The sequence below is a fragment of the Nitrospira sp. SG-bin1 genome, from assembly GCA_002083365.1.
GTDB lineage: Bacteria > Nitrospirota > Nitrospiria > Nitrospirales > Nitrospiraceae > Nitrospira_D.
In genome coordinates this window covers 104,050-124,296 of record LVWS01000005.1, presented here as the reverse complement: position 1 = coordinate 124,296, position 20,247 = coordinate 104,050, and the positions used below count along the sequence as shown (strand labels likewise).

Sequence of the window (20,247 nt, the reverse complement as noted above, 5' to 3'; positions counted from 1 at the left end):
ATGATCAGAATTAAAAAAGGACTGGATGTGCCGATCAGTGGAAAACCGGAACAGCGTGTCCATGTCGCCAAACCTATCCGCCACGTTGGCGTGCTGGGCGTAGATCATGTCGGTCTCAAACCAGCCATGCTGGTCGCCGAAGGGGACAAGGTGAAGATCGGCCAAGCGCTGTTCGAGCACAAGAAGTTACCCGGTGTACGCATCACGGCACCGGGTGCCGGCACGGTGCGCGCAATCCATCGTGGGGCGCAACGCCTGCTCCAGTCGGTCGTCATCCGGCTTGACGAAACCGAAGACGAGGAGACATTTGCATCCTATCCTATCGACCAACTGGCCAGCTTGACTGAAACGCAAGTGGTGGACAATCTGTTGGCATCGGGTCTATGGGTGGCCTTACGTACGCGTCCTTATAGCAAAATCGCTGACCCGACCACTCGACCGGCTGCCATCTTCGTGACGGCGATGGACAGCAACCCGCTGGCCGCCGATCCTGTTCCAATTATTACTGCAGAAGCTGAGTCGTTCTGCCATGGCTTGACGGTGCTGTCGCGCCTGGGCACCATGCCGCTGTGGGTGTGCAAGTCGCCCGCAGCTGAACTGCCGTTGCCACAGGGGGTAGGCCACGTGCGCCAGGCAAGTTTCGACGGCCCCCACCCAGCCGGTTTGCCGGGGACACACATTCATTTTCTGGAACCGGTCGACGCCGGCAAGGTTGTCTGGCACCTCAACTACCAAGAGGTGATTGCGATCGGCAAGTTGTTTACCAGCGGCCGGATATGGCCCGGACGCATCGTCGCGCTCGGCGGGCCTCAAGTCAAACAGCCACGCCTGTTGCAGACTAGGCTCGGCGCCTGTATCGAAGAGTTGATCGAGGGTGAGGTTCAGGACGGTGAGAACCGCGTCATCTCCGGCTCGATCTTGTCGGGGCGTCACGCCGCCGGCTGGTCGTCCTATCTGGGGCGCCATCATGTACAGGTCTGTGTGATTCAGGAAGGGGTCGAACGAACGTTCATGGGCTGGTTCACGCCCGGGCGGAGAATCTTCTCCCAGAGCAACGTGATGCTGTCGAGTCTCTTCCGTCACCGCCGAGAGGAGTTTGGGCTGACCACCGGATTGAACGGAGGTCTGCGTGCCATGGTGCCCTTCGGCAACTTCGAGGACATCATGCCACTGGACATCCTCCCGACGCAGCTGCTGCGCTACCTGCTTGTGGGCGATACCGAGATGGCACAACAACTGGGCTGTATGGAACTGGACGAGGAAGACCTCGCCTTGTGCTCCTTCGTGTGTGTCGGCAAGAACGACTACGGCCCGGTGCTGCGGAACGTGTTGAGCCAGATTGAGAGAGAAGGCTGATGGCAGGTATGAAACGCTATCTCGATCGTCTCAGGCCCCTGTTTGCAAAGGGCGGCCGGTATGAAAAGTACTATCCCGTGTTCGAGATGGTCGATGGATTTCTGTATTCAACTCCCGAAACAACGCACCACGCGCCGCATGTGCGGGACGGCATCGATCTGAAACGATTGATGGTGTACGTGGTGGTGGCGCTGATTCCCTGCATCCTGTGGAGCTGGTTCAACACCGGCTATCAGGCCAATCTGGCCCTCGCCAAGATGGGTGTGGCCAAAACCGGCTGGCGGTACGATCTCCTGACGGCTCTCAATCTTGGGTTCGATGCCGGCAGTATTTTGGCCAATACGGTCCATGGCTTCTTGTATTTTCTGCCGATCTATCTGACGACCTTAATCGTCGGCGGTGTATGGGAAGTGGTCTTTTCCACGGTGCGTCAGAAAGAGATCAATGAAGGCTTTCTGGTCACCTCCATGCTCTTCACGCTGACGCTGCCACCCGATATGCCGCTCTGGATGGTCGCCATCGGGATCAGTTTCGGCGTGGTGCTCGGCAAAGAGATCTTCGGCGGAACCGGCAAGAATTTTCTCAATCCCGCCCTGACCGCGCGGGCGTTTCTGTTTTTCGCCTATCCCGCCGAAATTTCCGGTGACCGGGTGTGGGTGGCGGTGGATGGCTATTCGGGCGCGACCGCGCTCAGCCTAGGGAAAGTGGGCGGCGTCGCGGAGATCGTCCGCGGAGGCACCACCTGGTGGGATGCCTTTATCGGCCTGATGCCGGGCTCGATGGGAGAGACCTCCACTCTCGCCTGTCTGCTCGGCGCGGCGTTCCTGATCTATACCAGGGTCGGTTCCTGGCGCATTATCGTCGGGTGCTTTCTGGGGATGGTCGGGGCCTCGCTCCTGTTCAATCTCGTGGGCAGCGACACCAATCCCATGGTGACGATGCCTTGGTACTGGCACCTGGTACTGGGAGGGTTTGCCTTCGGCATGGTCTTCATGGCCACCGACCCGGTGTCGGCCGCGATGACGAGTGCCGGGCGCTGGGTTTTTGGTATTCTGATCGGGGCCATGACCGTGCTGATCCGCGTGGCGAACCCAGCGTTTCCCGAAGGCGTGATGCTGACCATATTGTTTGCTAATGTGTTCGCGCCCCTGATCGATTATGCGGTCGTTCAGCTGAACATCCGACGGAGGCTACGCCGCCATGTCCGCGCCTGAATCTGACTCCGCCGTATCTGCTGCACCAGCTGAGAGTCCGAGCAGGACGCTGCTGATGACGCTTGTCGTCTGTCTGGTCTGCTCGGTGGTGGTCGCCGGCGCGGCGGTGCTCCTTCGACCGATTCAGGAAAAGAATCAGAAAGCCGATCTCATACGGAATGTGATTGCCGTCTCCGGTCTCCTCAAGGAGGGACTCACGGAAGAACAAGCGCTCAAACGGATTGACGCGCGCATGGTCGAACTGGCCACCGGTGATGAGGTGAAGGGGATCGATCCTGACACCTTTAATATCGTCAAGGCCGGGAAGGATCCCGAGATCTCCACCGAACTCACCCGCCGAGAGGATGTAGCGGGAATCAGGCGCGAACCGCGCTATTTGCCGGTCTATCGGATTGTCGGCGCCAACGGCGAGTTCAAAAAACTGATTCTGCCGGTGTACGGCTACGGGCTCTGGTCCACGATGTACGGCTTTCTTGCGCTGGAGGACGATCTGCGAACGGTTCAAGGCCTCCGCTTCTATCAGCATGCCGAGACCCCGGGGCTGGGAGGAGAGATCGACAACCCCAAGTGGCGGGCACAATGGACGGGCAAGGTCCTATTCGACGACCAATGGAGAGTGCAGGTTGAAGTGACGAAGGTCGCGGTTGACAGTTCCACTCCCGACGCTCGACATCAGATCGACGCACTCGCCGGCGCCACCATCACGTCGCGTGGCGTGGAGAATTTGTTAAAATTCTGGCTCAGCGACAAAGGGTACGGACCGTACCTGTCCCGTTTGCGTCACGAAAGGAGCTAACGCTCATGTCGTACGAACACAAAAAAATCATTTTCGACCCCATCGTCGATAATAACCCGGTCATTTTACAAGTCTTAGGGATTTGCTCAGCGCTGGCCGTGACGTCGAAGCTTTCAACGACGATCACGATGTGCATCGCGCTGACCGTCGTCACCGCCTTCTCCAATGCCGCCATCAGTCTCGTCCGCAACCATACCCCGAGCAGCATCCGCATCATCGTGCAGATGACCATTATTTCGTCGCTGGTCATCGTCACCGATCAGTTCATCAAAGCCTATGCGTTCTCCATCAGCAAGGACCTCTCGGTCTTCGTCGGATTGATTATCACCAACTGTATCGTCATGGGGCGCGCGGAAGCCTATGCGATGAAACATCCCCCATTGCCCAGCTTCCTCGATGGGCTTGGCAACGGCCTCGGCTATAGCGCCCTCTTAATGGTCGTCGGGACCATACGCGAACTGTTGGGATCCGGGTCCCTGTTCGGGTATCCGATCCTCCCTCTTGATCGGGATGGCGGGTGGTATGTGCCAAACGGCTTGCTGCTCCTGCCTCCGAGTGCATTTTTCCTCATCGGCATGATCATTTGGGTAGTGCGTTCCTGGAAGCCGGCGCAAGTCGAGGAGCCTGAATACAAGATCTATCACGCGCCTCGTCCGGAGGTGGCCTCATGATGGATCTGGTCAATCTGTTTATCAAATCGGTCTTCGTCGAGAATCTGGCGCTGACGTTTTTTCTCGGCATGTGCACGTTTCTGGCCGTCTCGAAAAAAATCAGCACGGCGCTCGGACTCGGCATCGCGGTGATTGTCGTCCAAAGTTTGACCCTCCCGATCAATAATCTGATCTACCAGTTTCTGATCCGTGACGGCGCACTGGCATGGGCGGGGCTTTCAGAGTTGAGTCTGGATTTCCTTGGGCTCATCACCTACATCAGCGTGATTGCGGCAGTCGTCCAGGTGCTGGAAATGTTTCTCGATCGATACGTCCCGTCACTGTATAACTCGCTGGGGATCTTTCTGCCGCTGATTACCGTCAACTGCGCCATTCTCGGAGGCACTCTGTTCATGGTCGAACGGGACTATACCTTTAGCGAGAGCGTCACCTATGGGGTGGGGTCAGGTGCCGGATGGGCGCTCGCGATTGTGGCGATGGCAGGGGTGCGTGAGAAGCTCAAGTATTCGGACATTCCCGCTGGGTTGCAGGGACTGGGCGTCGCATTCATCACCGCAGGGTTGATGGCCCTCGGGTTCATGGCCTTTTCCGGAATTCAACTGTGAGTGTGATGAGGGGCTGCGTATGATCGAGATCCTGCTGGGAGTCGGTGTGTTCACCGGGTTCGTCCTCCTTCTCGTCGTCTTCATTCTGAGTGCACGGTCGAAACTGGTGGCCAGTGGCAACGTGACGATCACGATCAACGACAAGAAATTTATCGAGACGCCCATTGGAGGCAAGTTGCTCGGTGCACTGGGCGACGCCAAGATTTTTATCAGTTCCGCCTGTGGCGGCGGCGGGACCTGTGGCGTGTGCCGGGTCAAGGTCTTCGAAGGGGGTGGGGTCATTCTGCCGACAGAAACCTCGCATATCAACAAGCGTGAAGCGCGCGAGGGCTACCGTCTTTCCTGTCAGGTGGCGGTCAAGCAGAACATGAAGATCGAGGTTCCGGATGAGGTGTTCGGTGTCAAGAAATGGGAATGTATCGTCCGCTCCAACCACAATGTGGCGACGTTTATCAAAGAACTCATCCTGGAGCTACCCCAGGATGAATATGTCGATTTCCGTGCCGGAGGATACATCCAGATTTTTTGCCCTCCATATGAGCACTCATTCAAAGATTTTGACATTGAAGAGCGGTTTCGCAGCGACTGGGACCGGCTGAACCTCTGGGAGCTTGTTTCGAAGGTCAATGAGCCTCTTGAGCGTGCCTACTCCATGGCCAATTACCCTGAGGAACGTGGCATCATTATGCTCAATATTCGGATTGCCACTCCCCCACCGCGTACTCAGAACGTGCCTCCGGGTAAAATGTCCTCCTATCTGTTCGGACTGAAACCGGGCGACAAAGTCACCATCTCCGGGCCGTTCGGCGAGTTCTTTGCGCGTGACACCAATAACGAGATGGTCTTCATCGGCGGAGGCGCAGGGATGGCGCCGATGCGTTCGCATATTTTCGACCAGCTGAGTCGCATCAAGACCACACGCAAGATGTCCTTCTGGTACGGGGCTCGATCGAAGCGCGAGATGTTCTACGTCGACGATTTCGACAAGCTGGCAGCAGCGCACGACAACTTCGAGTGGCATGTCGCCCTGTCCGATCCTCTGCCTGATGACCAGTGGAGCGGCTATACCGGCTTCATCCATAGCGTGCTCTATAATGAGTATCTGAAGACCCATCCGGCCCCCGAGGACTGTGAATACTACCTCTGCGGACCGCCGATGATGAATACTGCCGTGATCAAGATGCTGTTGGATCTGGGTGTGGAGCGGGAAAACATCATGCTCGATGACTTCGGAGGATGACCATCCATGCATCCTTCCATTTTCCGCCCCCGTGCACTGATTGCCTTGGTAGTCCTGCTGGCTGCCGGTACCGGCTTCGGCCTGCTTCGTCCTGAGCCGCCTGTCGCAGAGTTGCACATGAGTGGTCGGACTATGGGAACCACCTATAACGTGAAATACCGCCCCACCCAGGATGCTCCGTCTCTGAAGGCAATGCAGGTCGAAGTTGACGCCTTGCTGGCCGAGATCAATCACACGATGTCCACCTATGACCCGGAATCGGAACTGTCGCGTTTTAACCATCTGCGCACCACCGATTGGGTGCCCGCATCCGCTTCGCTGTTGACCGTGCTGAAAGCCGCGCTAGAAATCGGAACTCAAAGCGAAGGTGCGTTCGACATCACGGTCGGCCCCCTGGTCAATCTTTGGGGTTTCGGCCCCGAGTTTCATCCGGACCGCATTCCCCTTGAACGCGACATCGCCGCTGCGCGTACGCGCAGCGGACTTGATAAAATTACACTCAGTGATACCCAACCAGCGATACGCAAACACCGCCCTGATGTTTTCCTGGATCTTTCCGGCATCGCCAAGGGATACGGGGTGGACCGGGTTGCTGAACTCATGACAACACACGGGATTGAACATTATATGGTTGAGATCGGCGGCGAGATACGGGTACGCGGGTTCAAGACGCACGATACACCCTGGCGGATCGCGATCGAGAAACCGTTGCCGGGCGAACGCTCCGTGCATACGATGCTGGCGCTCAGCGACATCGCTCTCGCCACCTCGGGCAATTATCGGAATTTTTTTGAAATCGCCGGGCGACGCTATTCCCACACCATCGATCCGACCACCGGATGGCCGGTCGATAATCATCTGGTGTCGGTGACGGTGCTGGCGGAGACCAGCATGCGAGCCGATGCCTGGGCCACCGCGTTTCAAGTGTTGGGGCCTGAGCGTGGCATGGCCATCGCTGAACGGCTCAACCTTCCCGTCCTTTTCGTCATTGAACGTGATGGACAATTTGAAGAACGTGTCTGCTGTGCCTTCCAACGGTACCGAAGACAGGAGCTGTCATGACACTTTTCTTGGTGACCTTTCTTGTCATGGTGATTGCGATCCTGGCGATGGCGGTGGGTGTCTTGGTCGGTCGCCGTCCGATCGGCGGCAGTTGTGGCGGTCTTGAACGCATCGGCCTGGAGTGCGATGCCGGCTGCGACAAGCCTTGCCCGGAACGTCTTGCCCGCATGCAGTCTGAAGGCAGCGAGTAGTCGTCAGAGGGCCTGTCTGCGTGACCGGCCTCACATCTTCGGACCTCATTCTGTTCTTTCTTGCCTGATTCCCTTTCTGCTATTGGGGTGATGGAACCGCAGATTCAACTTCCCAGTGCATAATCTTCAGCCCCGTGTAGCCAGCGCGTGAAAGACCTCGTTGGGCGTGTGAAAGCCGAGCGACTTGCGGGGCCTTCGATTGAGCAGGCGCTCCACCTTCGCGTGATGGATTGCAGAAATCCGTGCCTTTGGGAAAGAAGTCTCGGAGGGGCCATTCGTGTTCTCGTTCACCCGTGTTCCCACGCGTGATAGGGGGTGGCAAAGAAGACCTAGGGGTGCAGGGAGGTTTGCCAGTGTCCGGCGAACTCCTTCCCGTTATCGTACGTAATCGTATGGACCTGGGCGCGCAAGGGTTTGAGCCGCTGCACTGTCGAACGGTGCGTCGCCTGGGCCGTGGGCCGGGACAACCACGCCGTCGGTGAATTTATGCACTGGCTACTTGCATTCGCGAGATATAAGATATACCGATCTTATAGAATTGGTCGCCACTGGCTTGAAAGAGGCCGTTATGCCTAACACAATCTTGGTTCCGGTCGACGGCTCGGAGAGCGCGATGCGTGCACTACATCTTGCCGTTGAGCGAGTACGTGAAAAACCACAAGGTCGCGTGCATCTCGTGACTGTGCACTCCCCGCTACGGGTTTACGGCGAAATCCAGGTCTACATGGGCGACAAGAAAGCAGCGGAAATGGCAGCGCAGTATAATCGCGAGATTCTTGAGCCGGCGGAGCAAGTGCTGCGCTCGTCGGGCGTGGCGTTCGAGAGCAGTACGGCGGAAGGCGATGCCGCCGAAAAGATTGTGGAGTGTGCCAAGGCAGTTGGGGCCGACGAAATTGTCATGGGATCGCGTGGACTTGGACGTATTGCTGGGCTCGTGATGGGCTCGGTCACCACCAAGGTCGTCCATCTGTCCCAGGTCCCCGTCACGCTGGTCAAATGACTCGAGTTTGGACGCAACATTTTAAGCCAATCGCACTCATTGAACGGAAAGCCGGGTGATAGTGATGTCCCCTCTGTATCTCCAGTAAAGCGCCTTTCAGAAGTCTCGCCGAGTTGTCTTCGACATATTCCCCTTCGAGTTCTCTTCATCACACGCCTTGCAGAGGTTCCCGTACCTGTGGTGGAAACGGTCTCGGATTGAAGCCCACAAACAGTTTCGCCATCGTGTGATCATGAAATGTCGTATCTGTAATTGTTGCTGTCGACACTCGCCGAAATAGAGAACGCGCGAAGGATGAGGCTCATGCGCGCCTGATATCTCGGGCGGCTTAGGTAGTCAATTTCTTTGAGAATTACGATCACGTGCGATACGCCTCTCAGGACAGATCCGTTTACCTCGATGCGAAGAGTTTTAAAGGCCGTTCGGCCTTATTGACATTGAGTCATAATTGGCCTATTAAGCAATACTAATTATACCTATTTATAAGTAATAGGTTGCCGATTGAATGCTCACGACACCTCCGGAGTTAGAAGCGAGGGAAGAACTGACGACAATCCATCATCTCCGAGTGTTCTAAGAGACTGAGCGTACGCAACCCAAAAAAAGAAATGGATACGAGTGAACATGTGTCGTGCTGGCGACTGCGGGCTAACACGAAAATGGTTGCTCCATCTGTTCTTCGTGGTCGTTACAGGCGTCAGTTGCACGCAGAACGATACGCCTTCCCTGCCGCAGCTAACCATTCCTGCGGGTGAGTTCTCACCAACATCTCACAGTCCAGCGTTCTAAGCCATGGAGCAGGGCTTGCCCGGAAAGGTCGCCTCTGATCGTCCGAAACCCAACAGCAGCGTGGTCGTGAGTGATATCAGTTTCATGCAAGCCGATACAGACGGAGACAAGGTACTGGATGCGGTCGAAATCTGCCACAACAGCAAGGTCTGCATTTTGCGAGGACGAACCAATGAACACATCGTTTATTCGGAGCCAAATTGGATCGGCGTTCGCATCCTCGACGTCCAAGATACCGATGGACGAGACGGTGCAGAAGTGATTCTCCAAGCGCTGGATGGTGAGGGAAATCTCCTGTGCTTGTGCGTCGTGCATGATGCCAATCGCACAATCGCGACCTATCAAGACACCGGATGGAAATCCATTGCCGTCCATGTGGTTGAGGATACCGATGGGCTTGCGGGAAAAGAGCTTGTCCTGCTGGTGAAAGATCCCCAAGGAGCCCTGGGCTGTGTCTGTGTCGTTCATGATCGAAACGGAGACATTTATTCCTATCAGGATTCAGGGTGGTCCTCGGTCAAATCACTACGGCTTGAGGATACCGATGGCAGACCCGGCACGGAACTCGTTCTTGAAATTCAGAACGTAGGGGACACTTTGCATTGCGTATGCGTCATTCATGACGCTACCCAACAGGTCACAAAGTATTCCAACTCCTCCTGGATCGACGGTCGCGTTGTTCTTCTGACCGACACCGATGGTCACGCTGGAAACGATATCGTTTTGGAGTATCGATCGTCGTTTGGAAGCGGGATTGACGTCATTCATGACCGAGACGGGACGGTGCGCACGTATACATTCCGCGGAGAGCTTCCTTCCATAGAACGGGTTGGACCATCTCCCCATCGTCAAGGCAATGATCTGTGCGTTCTGGTTGAGCAGGACGAATTGGTGGTATTGACGGAGCACAATCAGGCGCCTGTTCCGGTCGAATCCTGCGATTTGCGTCAAAATCAACCAAGCACAACTTCTACTGACGCAACAGGGCAGCGCTCCAGTTCGTCAGTATAACGACCTGACGCGTCGTTTACGGATTGGCAACGACGCGGTGCTTCACTGTTGTGAAGCAGAGAGTGACATGCCATCCCGCCTACCAAGGAGGTGCCGTATGCGTCGTTATGGGCTACTAGTGGCATGTAACAACTGAAACGGTAGTGTATACTGGGCGTCCACAAGGGAGGACGCCATGATCCTGACAGACGTGGAACGACGGGAGCTGGAACGGCGCAGCCGCAGTCGCAAAGGTCGAGCGGATGAGGCCCGGCGGGCCCGGTGTATTATCTTGTTGGCCAAGGGCGCCAGTTGGGCGCAGATTCGCAGGCACCTCTGCTGCGGCGATAGTTACATTGCCCGCTGGAGTCACCGTTTTGCGACCGAACGACTGGCAGGCCTCTACAGTCGGCATCGGGGACAGTCCCCCACAGTGCTCACCCCCAAGCTGGACGCCAAGATTCTGGACTGGACTCGCCGGGGACCACAGGACGGGACGACGCACTGGAGTACGCGGCGATTGGCGAAGGCGCTGCGGATCTCTCATATGATGGTGGCCCGGGTCTGGGCCCGGCATGGCCTCAAACCGCATCGCCTCAAGCGGTACATGGCGTCGGACGATCCCGACTTCGAGCGCAAGGCGGCCGATATCATTGGGCTGTACGTGAATCCGCCGCAGCATGCCGCCGTCTTCTGTGTGGATGAGAAGACGGCGATCCAGGCATTGGATCGGCTGGATCCGGTGTTGCCGCTGTCGCCCGGTCGTGTCGAGCGGCATGGCTTTGAATATGCCCGTCACGGCACCCTCTCGCTCTATGCTGCATTCGAGACTCGCAGCGGTACGGTGCTCGGGCGTACCGCCGAGCGACACACCTCGGCGGAGTTCGTCGCGTTTTTGACCGACCTGGTGGCCCATCAGCCGCGTGGGCAAGCGCTGCACCTTATCCTCGACAATCTCTCGGCGCATAAGACCAAACAGGTGGACGTCTTCCTGCGTGACCATCCTACGGTCCGTCTACATTTCACGCCCACGTACTCCTCCTGGCTCAACCAAGTCGAACTGTGGTTCGCCAAGATCGAGCGTGATGTGATTGCGCGCGGCATCTTCACGTCTCAGCACGATCTCAAACGGAAACTGATGCGGTATATCCGCCACTACAATCGAGCTGCGAAACCCGTGAAATGGACGCATACCGACCCGCGGCGTCGGATTACTCCCACTTTGTCTGTTACAGGCCACTAGTTAGTACTATACTGCTCGCCTTTGGTGTGGCCCGTTCTCGTCATGGGCAGCCAACAATTTGATCTCAGGCGGGCAAACATCTCCAGCGACCTGGGAAATTCGAAATGCCACCGGGGGACTAGTCAGCAGTGGATCGTTGAGCGCAAACCGTGCCGCTCATTGTGGCGTCAAACTTTCAACAGGGAACATCATGTTGGCAGGAGGTGTACTGTCCGCCACTACCTGGGAAATTCGCAACACAGCGGGTGTGCGCTTGTGAGTACGGGAACGTTGAATGCAACCAGGAGCGGTTCTCATACCTGCACGCTGTTGACAACCGGCAACGTGTTGATCGTCGGAGGAATTGCGAGCCCTGGTACCTACGAAATTCGAACCAGTGCAGGAGCCCTGGTCAGTTCAGGGTCTTTATGGGCGAGTCGTGCCTCTCACTCCACCACGCTCCTCACTTCCGGCAATGTGCTCATCGTAGGAGGCAGCGCCTCAGGTGGAACGTGGGAAATCCGAAATAGCACCGGAGGGCTTGTCTCGACGGGTTCCCTCTGGGCACTTCGAAATGGGCACTGCGATGTCCTACTTCCTAACGGAAATGTGTTCTTGGGCGGGGGAACAAATGCAATACGACCTGGGAGATCCGAAACGGGAGCGGTGCACTGGTGAGCAACGGGTCACTTTCGACGACAAGAACGGATTCGTTTACCTGCAACCTGTTCACCACCGGCAATACCATGATTGTGGGCGGCCAACCATTTTTCACGTCGTGGGAAATTCGTAACAGCAGTGGAGGTGCGGTGTCGACTGGAACGCTCACCATCAATCGCTATGATCACAAAGCTGATGTACAAACGACGGGAAATTTGTTCATTACGGGAGGGGCGGGATCTCCAACGACGTGGGAGATCCGAAGTAATACTGGTGCGCTGCTGAGCACCGGCACATTGAACGCCAATCGAAGCGGGGGGCACGCCCAGACTCAGTACTAGCCTACCCGCTCAGCCAATAGGCCCCTGGGTCGCTCTCGCTTGCGAGAGCGACCCCTCATTCGTCGCCCCGTCGCACCTCGGTGGCAAGAAGAAAAATCTTGGAGCCTTGCATCTGAAGTATCCCTCGTACGATATAGTTCTGGCGCCATGTTCTGTCTACGGATTCCGCGCAATCTCGATCGACCTCAACTTCAATAGAACCAGTGCCATCTTTCAAAGTAAACAGACAAGCTCCTACGACAGGTCCTCGGCGTGTCATGTAGGGTGGTAGTGCTTCAAGGTCTGTGATTGAGCCGCGCAATGTGACGATGCGAAGTTGATAAGCCGCAGATTCTTTTATGACGGTGGCAATGGAAATTGGGGCTTGTGCCTGAGCCGTCGAGAAGCCGAGGCAAAGCACTGTCACATGCGCGCAGATGAGAGTTGCCCATATGCTCTTCCTCATGCGATGGGAGCGGCTTTTCATTACAGATAAAGTATAGCACCTCTCGATGGCGGCTCCATGCAGTGGACCGAAGTCCACTATGGAAAGGTTCCAACAAAGGGAACAACTGCGGCACGAGCGCTTGTTGCAGAGCGTTGTGCTGTGCGACTGCGAATGCAAGACCCCGCCAGCATTCCTCCCTCTTGGTGTGCTCTTAGGAACATCGCCAGGACTGCTGATCTGATGCGTCACTATAAACGAACACCCCGGTTGATTTAGTCATCCGCTCTGCACTCATGAGGGTCCTCAAAAAACCGACGCTCACGCCTTCTCGGCTTACAGCGCATTCGGTAGTACTTGAATCGTCAGGCACACATTCCCTTCGCCGCGGTTGTTGATGAAGACGTACATTCCTCGATTTTCTTCTACCGCGTTCTTCGCCAGCTCCACTTTCTTTCGTGTATCACTGCCAGCCCTTTCACTATCTTGGCGTGCGGCTCCGCTCGTTTCTTTGTGATCCGTTGACCGACATCGAGAAGACGGCTGGACCTACGGGCGTTTGATTGCAGAGTGACGGAAAGTTTGCCTTGATTTTCACTCACCTGCCTGTGTAGCTTCTGGTTTCGTTTCGATTTCCGGTGTGTCTGGATCGTCCGGTTGTCACTTCGAACCACGACCTCTGGACCTACAATTCGGCGGGACATTCACGATTCCCGTTCGACAATTCTTGATCCACCGAAAAGACGAACAGCCGTACTCTCGGCCAACGATAGAGGTTGGGGGTTCGGGGGTAAAGCTGAGAATGGGCTCCAACCGCCGTCCCATGCCCCCGAAATTCAACACACTTCTTGTCGACAGTCGCCTGATTGGGTGCTTGCACGATGACCGCTTTGCGATGGTAGTAGGCTCGCTCCTTCGCATCGCTATGATCAACGCGAAGCAGGGGGAGCGTCATGCGCCTTGAAGAGCAGAAGATTCCGTCGTCGCGCACGGGCATCGGTCCGCGGCTGGTCATCGCCGGAACCGTGTTCATGTTATGGTTCGCCCCGTCGTTCGCCGTCGCGGCGACCGACCCACCCACCGCGTTTGGCATCCCGTTCGATTTCATCTTGTTCGCCCTCACGCTGCTCGGTGTCGCGCTGTTCCACCACCACACGCTGCAGGTGGCGCTCACCGGACTCACAACGATCGCGCTGTACAAATTGGCGTTCACCGGGTTCAAGACCGGCGATGGCGTGTCGGGCTTGGTCAGCCACCTGGCCCATGAATGGGTCATTCTTTCCAATCTGCTGTGCCTGTTACTGGGCTTTGCGTTGCTGTCCAAGCATTTCGAAGACAGCCATGTTCCCGCGGTGCTGCCAAAGTACCTACCGGGGCAAGCGAAGGGTGCGTTCGCGTTGCTCGCGACGGTGTTCGTGCTGTCCTCGTTTCTCGACAACATCGCCGCAGCGCTGATTGGGGGCACAATGGCACACACCGTCTTTCGCGGCAAGGTCCACATCGGTTACCTCGCCGCGATCGTCGCCGCCTCCAATGCGGGCGGTTCGGGCAGCGTGGTAGGCGACACAACGACCACGATGATGTGGATCGACGGCGTGAGCCCGGCCGACGTATTCCACGCGTATGTCGCCGCGGTGGTCGCACTGGTCCTGTTCGGTGTCCCGGCTGCGTTGCAGCAGAACAAGTATTCGCCGCTGATAGCCTATGAGCCCGGTGGCACGCATGTGGACTGGGGCCGCGTCGGTATTGTGGCGTTCATTTTGGTGGCGGCGATTTCCACCAACGTGTACATCAACTTGGTACACCCTGAGATCGCCGATCATTTCCCATTCATCGGCGTGGCCGTGGCACTGGCGATCCTGGTCTCGGCGCCGTTACGCAAACCGGATTGGAGTCTGTTACCCGACGCGACGAAAGGGACGATTTTTCTGCTCGCACTGGTCACCTGCGCCTCGATGATGCCGGTGGAAAAATTGCCGACCGCCTCCTGGCAATCGGCCATGGGGCTCGGTTTCATCTCCGCGGTGTTCGACAACATTCCGCTCACCGCGCTCGCGCTGAAACAAGGCGGCTACGACTGGGGTATGCTCGCCTACACGGTGGGGTTCGGCGGCTCGATGATGTGGTTCGGCTCGTCGGCCGGCGTTGCGTTGTCCAACATGTATCCGGATGCGAAGAACGTCGGCCGATGGATCTATCACGGGTGGCATGTCGCAGTCGCGTATGTCATCAGCTTCTTGGTGCTGCTCGCGGTCATGGGCTGGCACCCCGGTCCCAAACGCGGCGATCCGCCGGTCACAACGTCTTCTGTGGCACAACCAACCGAGGCGCCGGCGCGCTAGAACATCTCATCCTTCGTGATCAAAGGGAAATCCAACATCTCAAATGGACTCCGGCTATTGCGCTTGGTTATGGCGCGAGCATTTTCTTGTGCACATGTGGATCAATGCCGCACGTTCTGAGCGGGAAAATCTTTCAAGAATCAGGTTCGCCCTACTCTACGATTTGATGGGCCTTTTCTCTTTCCCAACCACGCCGCAATGCAGGTTCTCGGAAGGTACTGTTACAAGGTCGCACGTACAAGGAGCATGTGGGTCTGCAAGGGCACAAACGGTACGGCGGGAAGAGTGGAGGTCTCAACATGAGAACTGATGGAACGCGATACAGAAGGTCTCTCGCACTATATTGTTTTTCAAACACTCAGGAAGGTAACAAGGGGTTGGAAGGCCTCCGCTGATCCGACGTAAGACCTTCCAGCCCTCGTTCTGTAGTCCTCCGTTCTAAAACCTCGATGCCGTCAGCGTCACGTCGGTGTCAGGCCAGGCTTTGTGAAAGCGTGCTTCCGTTGCGGCCGCTTCAGTGTCCTTCCCCTGCGCACGGAGCGCTTGCGCGAGGCCGAACAAGGACCAGCCGTTCTCGGGAAAGCGACGGAGGTCCTCGCGATACACCTTCTCGGCCTCGGCATGATGTCCGCTTTTCACCAGCGCGGCACCGAGCGAGTGCCGAATGGGGTAGTACCACTTGGGCGGTTCAGCGTAGAGTCCGCCGTCCTCGATTTTCGCCGCCTCCCGGAAATGATTGATCCCCGCATCGAGATCGCCGCGACGGGTTGCGATCTCGCCGGACAGTGCGTGCACGGCTATCGAGAGTCCTGTCTTCTCTTCGGCCCCTTCGCGCGTCGCAGCGTCGGCGGCCCTCACCATCTCGAGCGCGGCTTGCGCCTCCTCCCACTCTTCTTTGGCGGCATGCGCCACCCCGCGGGCGTAGGTGGCCATGACATAGGAGAAGCGGAGGTCCTCCGGCGGAAGCGGTGTGGCCAGCACCTCGTCCCATTTTCCGAACGTCGTGAGCGTGAGTACATCGTACGGCACCATTTCCTGCAGCAGCCCGATCTGGCGCGCAGCGTTCAGGTCCACCTTGGCAGTGAGTGTCTTGGCCGCCTCGATCGCCTGCGCACTACGGCCCGCCATCGTGGAGGCGAAGGCGAGAAAGTGGATGTTGTGTGGGTAGTAGGCGAGCGGATAGACGCCCGTCGGCTGCTGCCCTTCGATGAACACCTCGTCAGAATGAATGGCGTGGTGGTTAGCCTGCACGGCGTCGTTATACCGTCCGACGCGGATGTATATGTGTGCTGGCATGTGGACCATGTGGCCCTCGCCGGGCATGAGCCGAGCGAGCCGTTCGGCGCACGGCACCGCAGCCTTGGGATTCACCGCTTCCACCGCGTGGATGTAGTAATGACACGCGCCGGGATGATCGGGGCTGCGGGAAAGGACCCTTTCGAGCTGGCCGACAATGTCCTTCGTGCCAGGATAAGGAGTCCCGTCAGGGCGCCAGTAATTCCATGGGCGAAGGTCCATCAGCGATTCGGCGTACAGGGTCGCGGCATCGAGGTCTTTGGGATAAGTCTTCGCGAGTGTCCCCATCGCACGGGAATACGCCACGTCCAACCGGGCTCTATCGGCCGGTGGGTTCGCCTCATAGCGCTGTGCGAGCGCCTCGATGTAGGCACGCTCAGGCGCCGTGGCGTGTGACTTGAGCGACAGGGCTTTCTCCACCGCCTTATACGCCGCGACGCCGCTGGCCGCGTCCATTGGAACGTTGACGTGCGGGCCGTGGGCCAATGCGATCCCCCAGTAGCACATGGCGCACCTGGGATCGAGTTCTGCGGCGCGCCTGAACGAACGGATCGCCTCCGCATGATTGAATCCGTAGACGAATCGCAGACCCTGGTCGAAGTATTGCTGTGCGGCCGGGACTCGAGTGGAGATACGTTTATGATGGGTGCCCAGGTTTGTATAAAGAGGAACTATGTCAGAATGGTTCGCCTGGGCTGCGGGAGTGGCCGTCGACTCAGTGGCTGAACTAAGTGCGGCACTGCCGAGCAGAGCAGCCGCAGCGAATCCGATGATGTGATGGAACTTCATGGCGGACCTCCTTGTACATCGTGGAATGGATTTACCGTGTTTGCGTTATCATGCGTATATATCGGTAATGACGTGATTCATATCTCTTTTCCAATCAAAATCATTGAACCCACCCGCTCGTGTGACCCTTGATGCGCGGAAATGCGCTGAGGCTCCTCTTGGTCGGCTCCACTCCCGTGCGACTCGGAGACAATCCGAGGCATCAGTATCGTCAGAATCATCCCTGCAATGACTAATGCAAACCAGACGGCTAAAATTTCGATGTCGTGCATGATGATGCTTCCTTTCTTTTTCGACGGATGTTTAACATAGTGGGTAGTTAGATCTCTCGATGTCCTGTTCTTTTCCGGCACTCGCAGTTACACGCGAATACCGACGACTTCCAGGTACTCAGCAAATACGGTGGTGCAGTCACCGCCCGCTCGGTTGTGTGCCGCCCAGAGTGTTTCGAGCTCTTGCCGCAATCGGACTTGCCCCTCAGCGTCAAGCGACGCGAATGCTTTGTTCGTCGGCCCGTAATACAGACGAAAGAATTCCACGACCTCCGACGGTGGAAAGGGATAGTCGAAGAGGTACTGCCGTCTCATGAGGCTGAGTTCCGAGAGTCCGTGGCCAAGCCGCTCGCGAACCGTCGACTCGTCACCCCAGAGGACCGGCGACGGCATGCCGGACGGCGCGATGAATTTTGAGACGGCCTTGAACATTTGCCCGATGAATCCCTGTGGGGTCCAGTTGGCCATCGCGATGGTGCCTCCCGGCGCGCACACACGGAGCAATTCTTGGGCGACCAACTGAGGACGCGGGGCGAACATCGCGCCGATCAGACTGGTCACGACGTCGAAGCTCGCGTCGTCGAACGGAAGCCCCTCGGCATCAGCCTCCTCGAATTGGGCGGTCAATCCTTCCGCTTTCGCGCGGGTCCGCGCCCGCTCCACCAGGTTGCCTGCGATATCCACGCCGGTCACCTCGATGCCGTCTTTGGCCGCCATCAGCGCCAGTTGACCGGACCCGCACGCGACGTCCAGCAGCTTGCAGCCCGGCGTAATGTTCAGACGTTCATAAAACTCTCGTGCACCGCCTTCCATGAATCGTGAAAACCGATCATAGTCTCCCGCCGTCCAGATTGATTTGAGCCGAGCCTTTATACTATCTATTTCTGCAATCGTTGCACTCGTCATGATGGCCTCCTTTATTGGTTGTGTATTCCGGATGTGGTGCCCGGTGCCGTGCTGTTTCTGGTCGCACTATACGAGAGAATCGCGTCGGCGTCTTATCAGCGCGTCTAGCTCTCTTATCAGGAGAATGCTAAGCTGCACGTCGTTTATCCGAGCGTCCAGCGGGCTTAGCCGAGAGGCCTCGTTGGGGGGACCCGTCGAATGGATGTACTGTCTGAAGTCTTGAAAGCCGTGAAACTGGACGGCGCGGTCTTCTTCAACGGTGTCTTCTCATCACCATGGTGTACACGTGAGCCCGATTCAAGCACCTTGGCGTCCTATTTGCCGTCCGGTCCCAAACATGTCTTCATTTTCCATTTGGTCACCGAAGGACAGTGCTATTGTCAGAACGAAGACGGTGGCCGTGCCGTCCCTCTGGAAGCGGGCGATATCGTCATCCTCCCCCATGGGAATGCCCACCTCATGGGCAACGGCCCTTCAGTCACACCCATCGACAGCGCGCCGCACCTGAAGCAGGTTTTCGCTGAAGGCCGTATCCTGTCCCAGTTGGGCGGCGGAGGAGAGACCACGAAACTGGTGTGCGGGTACCTGACCTGCGATCCTCAACTCGGGCAGGTGTTCTTGGCCGGGCTCCCATCGATCGTCAAAGTGCATATTCGAGACAACCCGTCCGGACAGTGGTTGGAGGATACCTTCCGCTATTCGGTCGATCACGCGGAGGCTTCCGGTCCAGGCGGCGCCGCAGTCATCGCGAAACTATCCGAAGCGTTGTTCGTGGAGACGTTGCGCCGCTACATCGCCCAACTGCCGCCGACACAGACGGGCTGGCTCGCCGGCGTGCGTGATCCGGACGTCGGAAAGGCGCTGGCGCTCTTGCACAAACAGCCTGCGCATCCTTGGACGATCGCGTCGTTGGCCAATGAAGTGGGCTTGTCCCGTTCAGTGCTGGCCGAGCGATTTCGGCATTATCTCTCCGATACACCGATGGGGTATCTCACGCGCTGGCGGTTGCAGCTCGCCGCGCAAGTGCTGACGTCGACCTCCAAGAGCGTGGCGGAAGTGGCGGGTGAGGTGGGATATGAGTCCGAGCCGTCTTTCAATCGCGCCTTCAAGCGGGAGTTCGGTGCCCCTCCGGCTCGGTTCCGCAGCCAGACCAGACGCGCTCAACGTCAGCATGAAACGAGAACGTGATGAACATGAGGGGGACAGCCTCATGGATGTGACTTTCAGATCCGGCACGGTTGCCGACGCTCCGGCTTGCGGAAGGATCGGCTACGAGGCGTTCAAGGCAATTGCCGAGCACCATCACTTTCAGCCTGATTTTCCTTCCGCTGAGATCGCGATCGGACTGTACGCGATGATCCTCTCACGGTCCGACATCTTCTCGGTCGTGGGGGAGCGTGATGGCCACATCGTGTGCAGTAATTTTCTGTGGGAAGGGGATGTCATTGCAGGAGTGGGTCCGATCACCGTCCTTCCGGCAACACAAAATGCCTCGCTCGGGCGCCGGTTGATGCAGTCGGTCTTGGACCGCGCCGAGAGTCGGCATCACGCCGGTGTGCGACTAGTCCAGGCCGCGTATCATAACCGGTCTCTATCCCTGTACACCAAGCTCGGATTTCACGCGCGCGAGCCACTTTCCACGCTGCAGGGCCCACCGCTCAACATGGAGCTGCCCGGCTATCGAGTCCGCCAAGCGACCCTGGACGATCTTGCGAAATGCGATGACTTGTGCCGTTACGTGCACGGACATGACCGTCACGGCGAACTGGCGCAGGCCATTGCGGATGGAGCCGCAACGGTCGTTGAGCATAGCGGCAGTATCACCGGCTATGCCACGGGTCTTGGTTTCTTTGGACATGCGGTCGGTCGAACGAATGAAGAACTCAAGGCGCTGATCGGCGCTGCGCCGGCCTTTACCGGACCAGGTTTCTTGTTGCCGACGCGGAACACGGAATTGTTGCAGTGGTGTCTCAATCACGGCCTGCGGATCGTTCAACCGATGACCCTCATGAGCCTCGGGCTGTATCAGAAGCCGCTCGGTTCCTTTCTTCCCTCCATTTTGTACTGAGCGAGCGCCCGTT

The 20,247-nt window shown here is 57.5% G+C and carries 19 protein-coding genes and 1 pseudogene; 15 read left to right on the top strand and 5 right to left on the bottom strand.

The annotated features are described in order from the left end of the window. The 12 genes from A4E19_13070 to A4E19_13015 all read left to right on the top strand — a co-directional run bounded on the left by A4E19_13070 (nt 1) and on the right by A4E19_13015 (nt 12,137). Nucleotides 1–1,356: an NADH:ubiquinone reductase (Na(+)-transporting) subunit A gene (locus A4E19_13070; GenBank protein ID OQW37663.1), complete on the top strand. Its 1,356-nt coding sequence runs from the start codon at nt 1–3 to the stop codon at nt 1,354–1,356. Next, nucleotides 1,356–2,570 (top strand): NADH:ubiquinone reductase (Na(+)-transporting) subunit B, encoded by a 1,215-nt coding sequence (locus tag A4E19_13065; GenBank protein OQW37603.1) that lies wholly within the window; start codon nt 1,356–1,358, stop codon nt 2,568–2,570. The genes A4E19_13070 and A4E19_13065 overlap by 1 nt, the downstream gene beginning before the upstream one ends. Then, entirely contained in the window at nt 2,557–3,366 is an 810-nt protein-coding gene (locus A4E19_13060; protein ID OQW37602.1) for an NADH:ubiquinone reductase (Na(+)-transporting) subunit C, read from the top strand. Before A4E19_13065 ends, A4E19_13060 begins: the two co-directional genes overlap by 14 nt. 5 nt (nt 3,367–3,371) lie before the next feature. Next, on the top strand, nt 3,372–4,037 hold the full coding sequence (locus A4E19_13055) for an NADH:ubiquinone reductase (Na(+)-transporting) subunit D (protein ID OQW37601.1): 666 nt from the start codon (nt 3,372–3,374) through the stop codon (nt 4,035–4,037). Continuing rightward, nucleotides 4,034–4,642 (top strand): NADH:ubiquinone reductase (Na(+)-transporting) subunit E, encoded by a 609-nt coding sequence (locus A4E19_13050; GenBank protein OQW37600.1) that lies wholly within the window; start codon nt 4,034–4,036, stop codon nt 4,640–4,642. Before A4E19_13055 ends, A4E19_13050 begins: the two co-directional genes overlap by 4 nt. A 19-nt stretch (nt 4,643–4,661) precedes the next feature. Then, the gene (locus tag A4E19_13045; GenBank protein OQW37599.1) at nt 4,662–5,882 is read left to right on the top strand and encodes an NADH:ubiquinone reductase (Na(+)-transporting) subunit F; all 1,221 of its coding nucleotides are present in this window, start codon (nt 4,662–4,664) and stop codon (nt 5,880–5,882) included. Nucleotides 5,883–5,999: 117 nt separating this feature from the next. Next, a complete protein-coding gene (locus A4E19_13040) occupies nt 6,000–6,944 on the top strand; it encodes a hypothetical protein (GenBank protein ID OQW37662.1) in 945 nt (314 codons plus the stop codon). Further along, nucleotides 6,941–7,135 carry a hypothetical protein gene (locus tag A4E19_13035; protein OQW37598.1) on the top strand — a complete coding sequence of 65 codons (195 nt, stop codon included), beginning with the start codon at nt 6,941–6,943 and terminating at the stop codon, nt 7,133–7,135. The genes A4E19_13040 and A4E19_13035 overlap by 4 nt, the downstream gene beginning before the upstream one ends. 568 nt (nt 7,136–7,703) lie before the next feature. After that, nucleotides 7,704–8,135, top strand: coding sequence for a hypothetical protein (locus A4E19_13030; protein OQW37597.1), 432 nt, complete (start codon nt 7,704–7,706; stop codon nt 8,133–8,135). A gap of 804 nt (nt 8,136–8,939) precedes the next feature. Beyond that, complete coding sequence (locus A4E19_13025) at nt 8,940–9,935, top strand: hypothetical protein (protein OQW37596.1); 996 nt, start codon at nt 8,940–8,942, stop codon at nt 9,933–9,935. Between the two features lie 175 nt (nt 9,936–10,110). Further along, on the top strand, nt 10,111–11,157 hold the full coding sequence (locus A4E19_13020) for a DDE endonuclease (GenBank protein ID OQW37595.1): 1,047 nt from the start codon (nt 10,111–10,113) through the stop codon (nt 11,155–11,157). Between the two features lie 653 nt (nt 11,158–11,810). Beyond that, nucleotides 11,811–12,137, top strand: a complete 327-nt coding sequence (locus tag A4E19_13015; protein OQW37594.1) for a hypothetical protein — start codon at nt 11,811–11,813, stop codon at nt 12,135–12,137. Nucleotides 12,138–12,192: 55 nt separating this feature from the next. Here A4E19_13015 and A4E19_13010 read toward each other — a convergent pair whose 3' ends face one another. Next, the gene (locus A4E19_13010; protein OQW37593.1) at nt 12,193–12,582 is read right to left on the bottom strand and encodes a hypothetical protein; all 390 of its coding nucleotides are present in this window, start codon (nt 12,580–12,582) and stop codon (nt 12,193–12,195) included. A gap of 664 nt (nt 12,583–13,246) precedes the next feature. After that, nucleotides 13,247–13,516, bottom strand: coding sequence for a hypothetical protein (locus tag A4E19_13005; GenBank protein ID OQW37592.1), 270 nt, complete (start codon nt 13,514–13,516; stop codon nt 13,247–13,249). A gap of 76 nt (nt 13,517–13,592) precedes the next feature. On the opposite strand from A4E19_13005, the pseudogene A4E19_13000 reads away from it, so the two are divergent. Continuing rightward, nucleotides 13,593–14,831 (top strand): annotated as a pseudogene (locus A4E19_13000) (citrate transporter). A gap of 510 nt (nt 14,832–15,341) precedes the next feature. Here A4E19_13000 and A4E19_12995 read toward each other — a convergent pair. The 3 genes from A4E19_12995 to A4E19_12985 all read right to left on the bottom strand — a co-directional run bounded on the left by A4E19_12995 (nt 15,342) and on the right by A4E19_12985 (nt 18,166). Beyond that, on the bottom strand, nt 15,342–16,988 hold the full coding sequence (locus tag A4E19_12995; protein OQW37591.1) for a hypothetical protein: 1,647 nt from the start codon (nt 16,986–16,988) through the stop codon (nt 15,342–15,344). A gap of 77 nt (nt 16,989–17,065) precedes the next feature. Continuing rightward, nucleotides 17,066–17,260 carry a hypothetical protein gene (locus A4E19_12990; GenBank protein ID OQW37590.1) on the bottom strand — a complete coding sequence of 65 codons (195 nt, stop codon included), beginning with the start codon at nt 17,258–17,260 and terminating at the stop codon, nt 17,066–17,068. 87 nt (nt 17,261–17,347) lie between these two features. After that, nucleotides 17,348–18,166, bottom strand: a complete 819-nt coding sequence (locus tag A4E19_12985; GenBank protein OQW37589.1) for a ubiquinone biosynthesis methyltransferase UbiE — start codon at nt 18,164–18,166, stop codon at nt 17,348–17,350. Between the two features lie 198 nt (nt 18,167–18,364). On the opposite strand from A4E19_12985, the gene A4E19_12980 reads away from it, so the two are divergent. After that, the gene (locus A4E19_12980) at nt 18,365–19,354 is read left to right on the top strand and encodes an AraC family transcriptional regulator (GenBank protein OQW37588.1); all 990 of its coding nucleotides are present in this window, start codon (nt 18,365–18,367) and stop codon (nt 19,352–19,354) included. A 22-nt stretch (nt 19,355–19,376) separates the two neighbouring features. Further along, nucleotides 19,377–20,234, top strand: coding sequence for an acetyltransferase (locus tag A4E19_12975; protein OQW37587.1), 858 nt, complete (start codon nt 19,377–19,379; stop codon nt 20,232–20,234). Nucleotides 20,235–20,247: the final 13 nt, after the last annotated feature.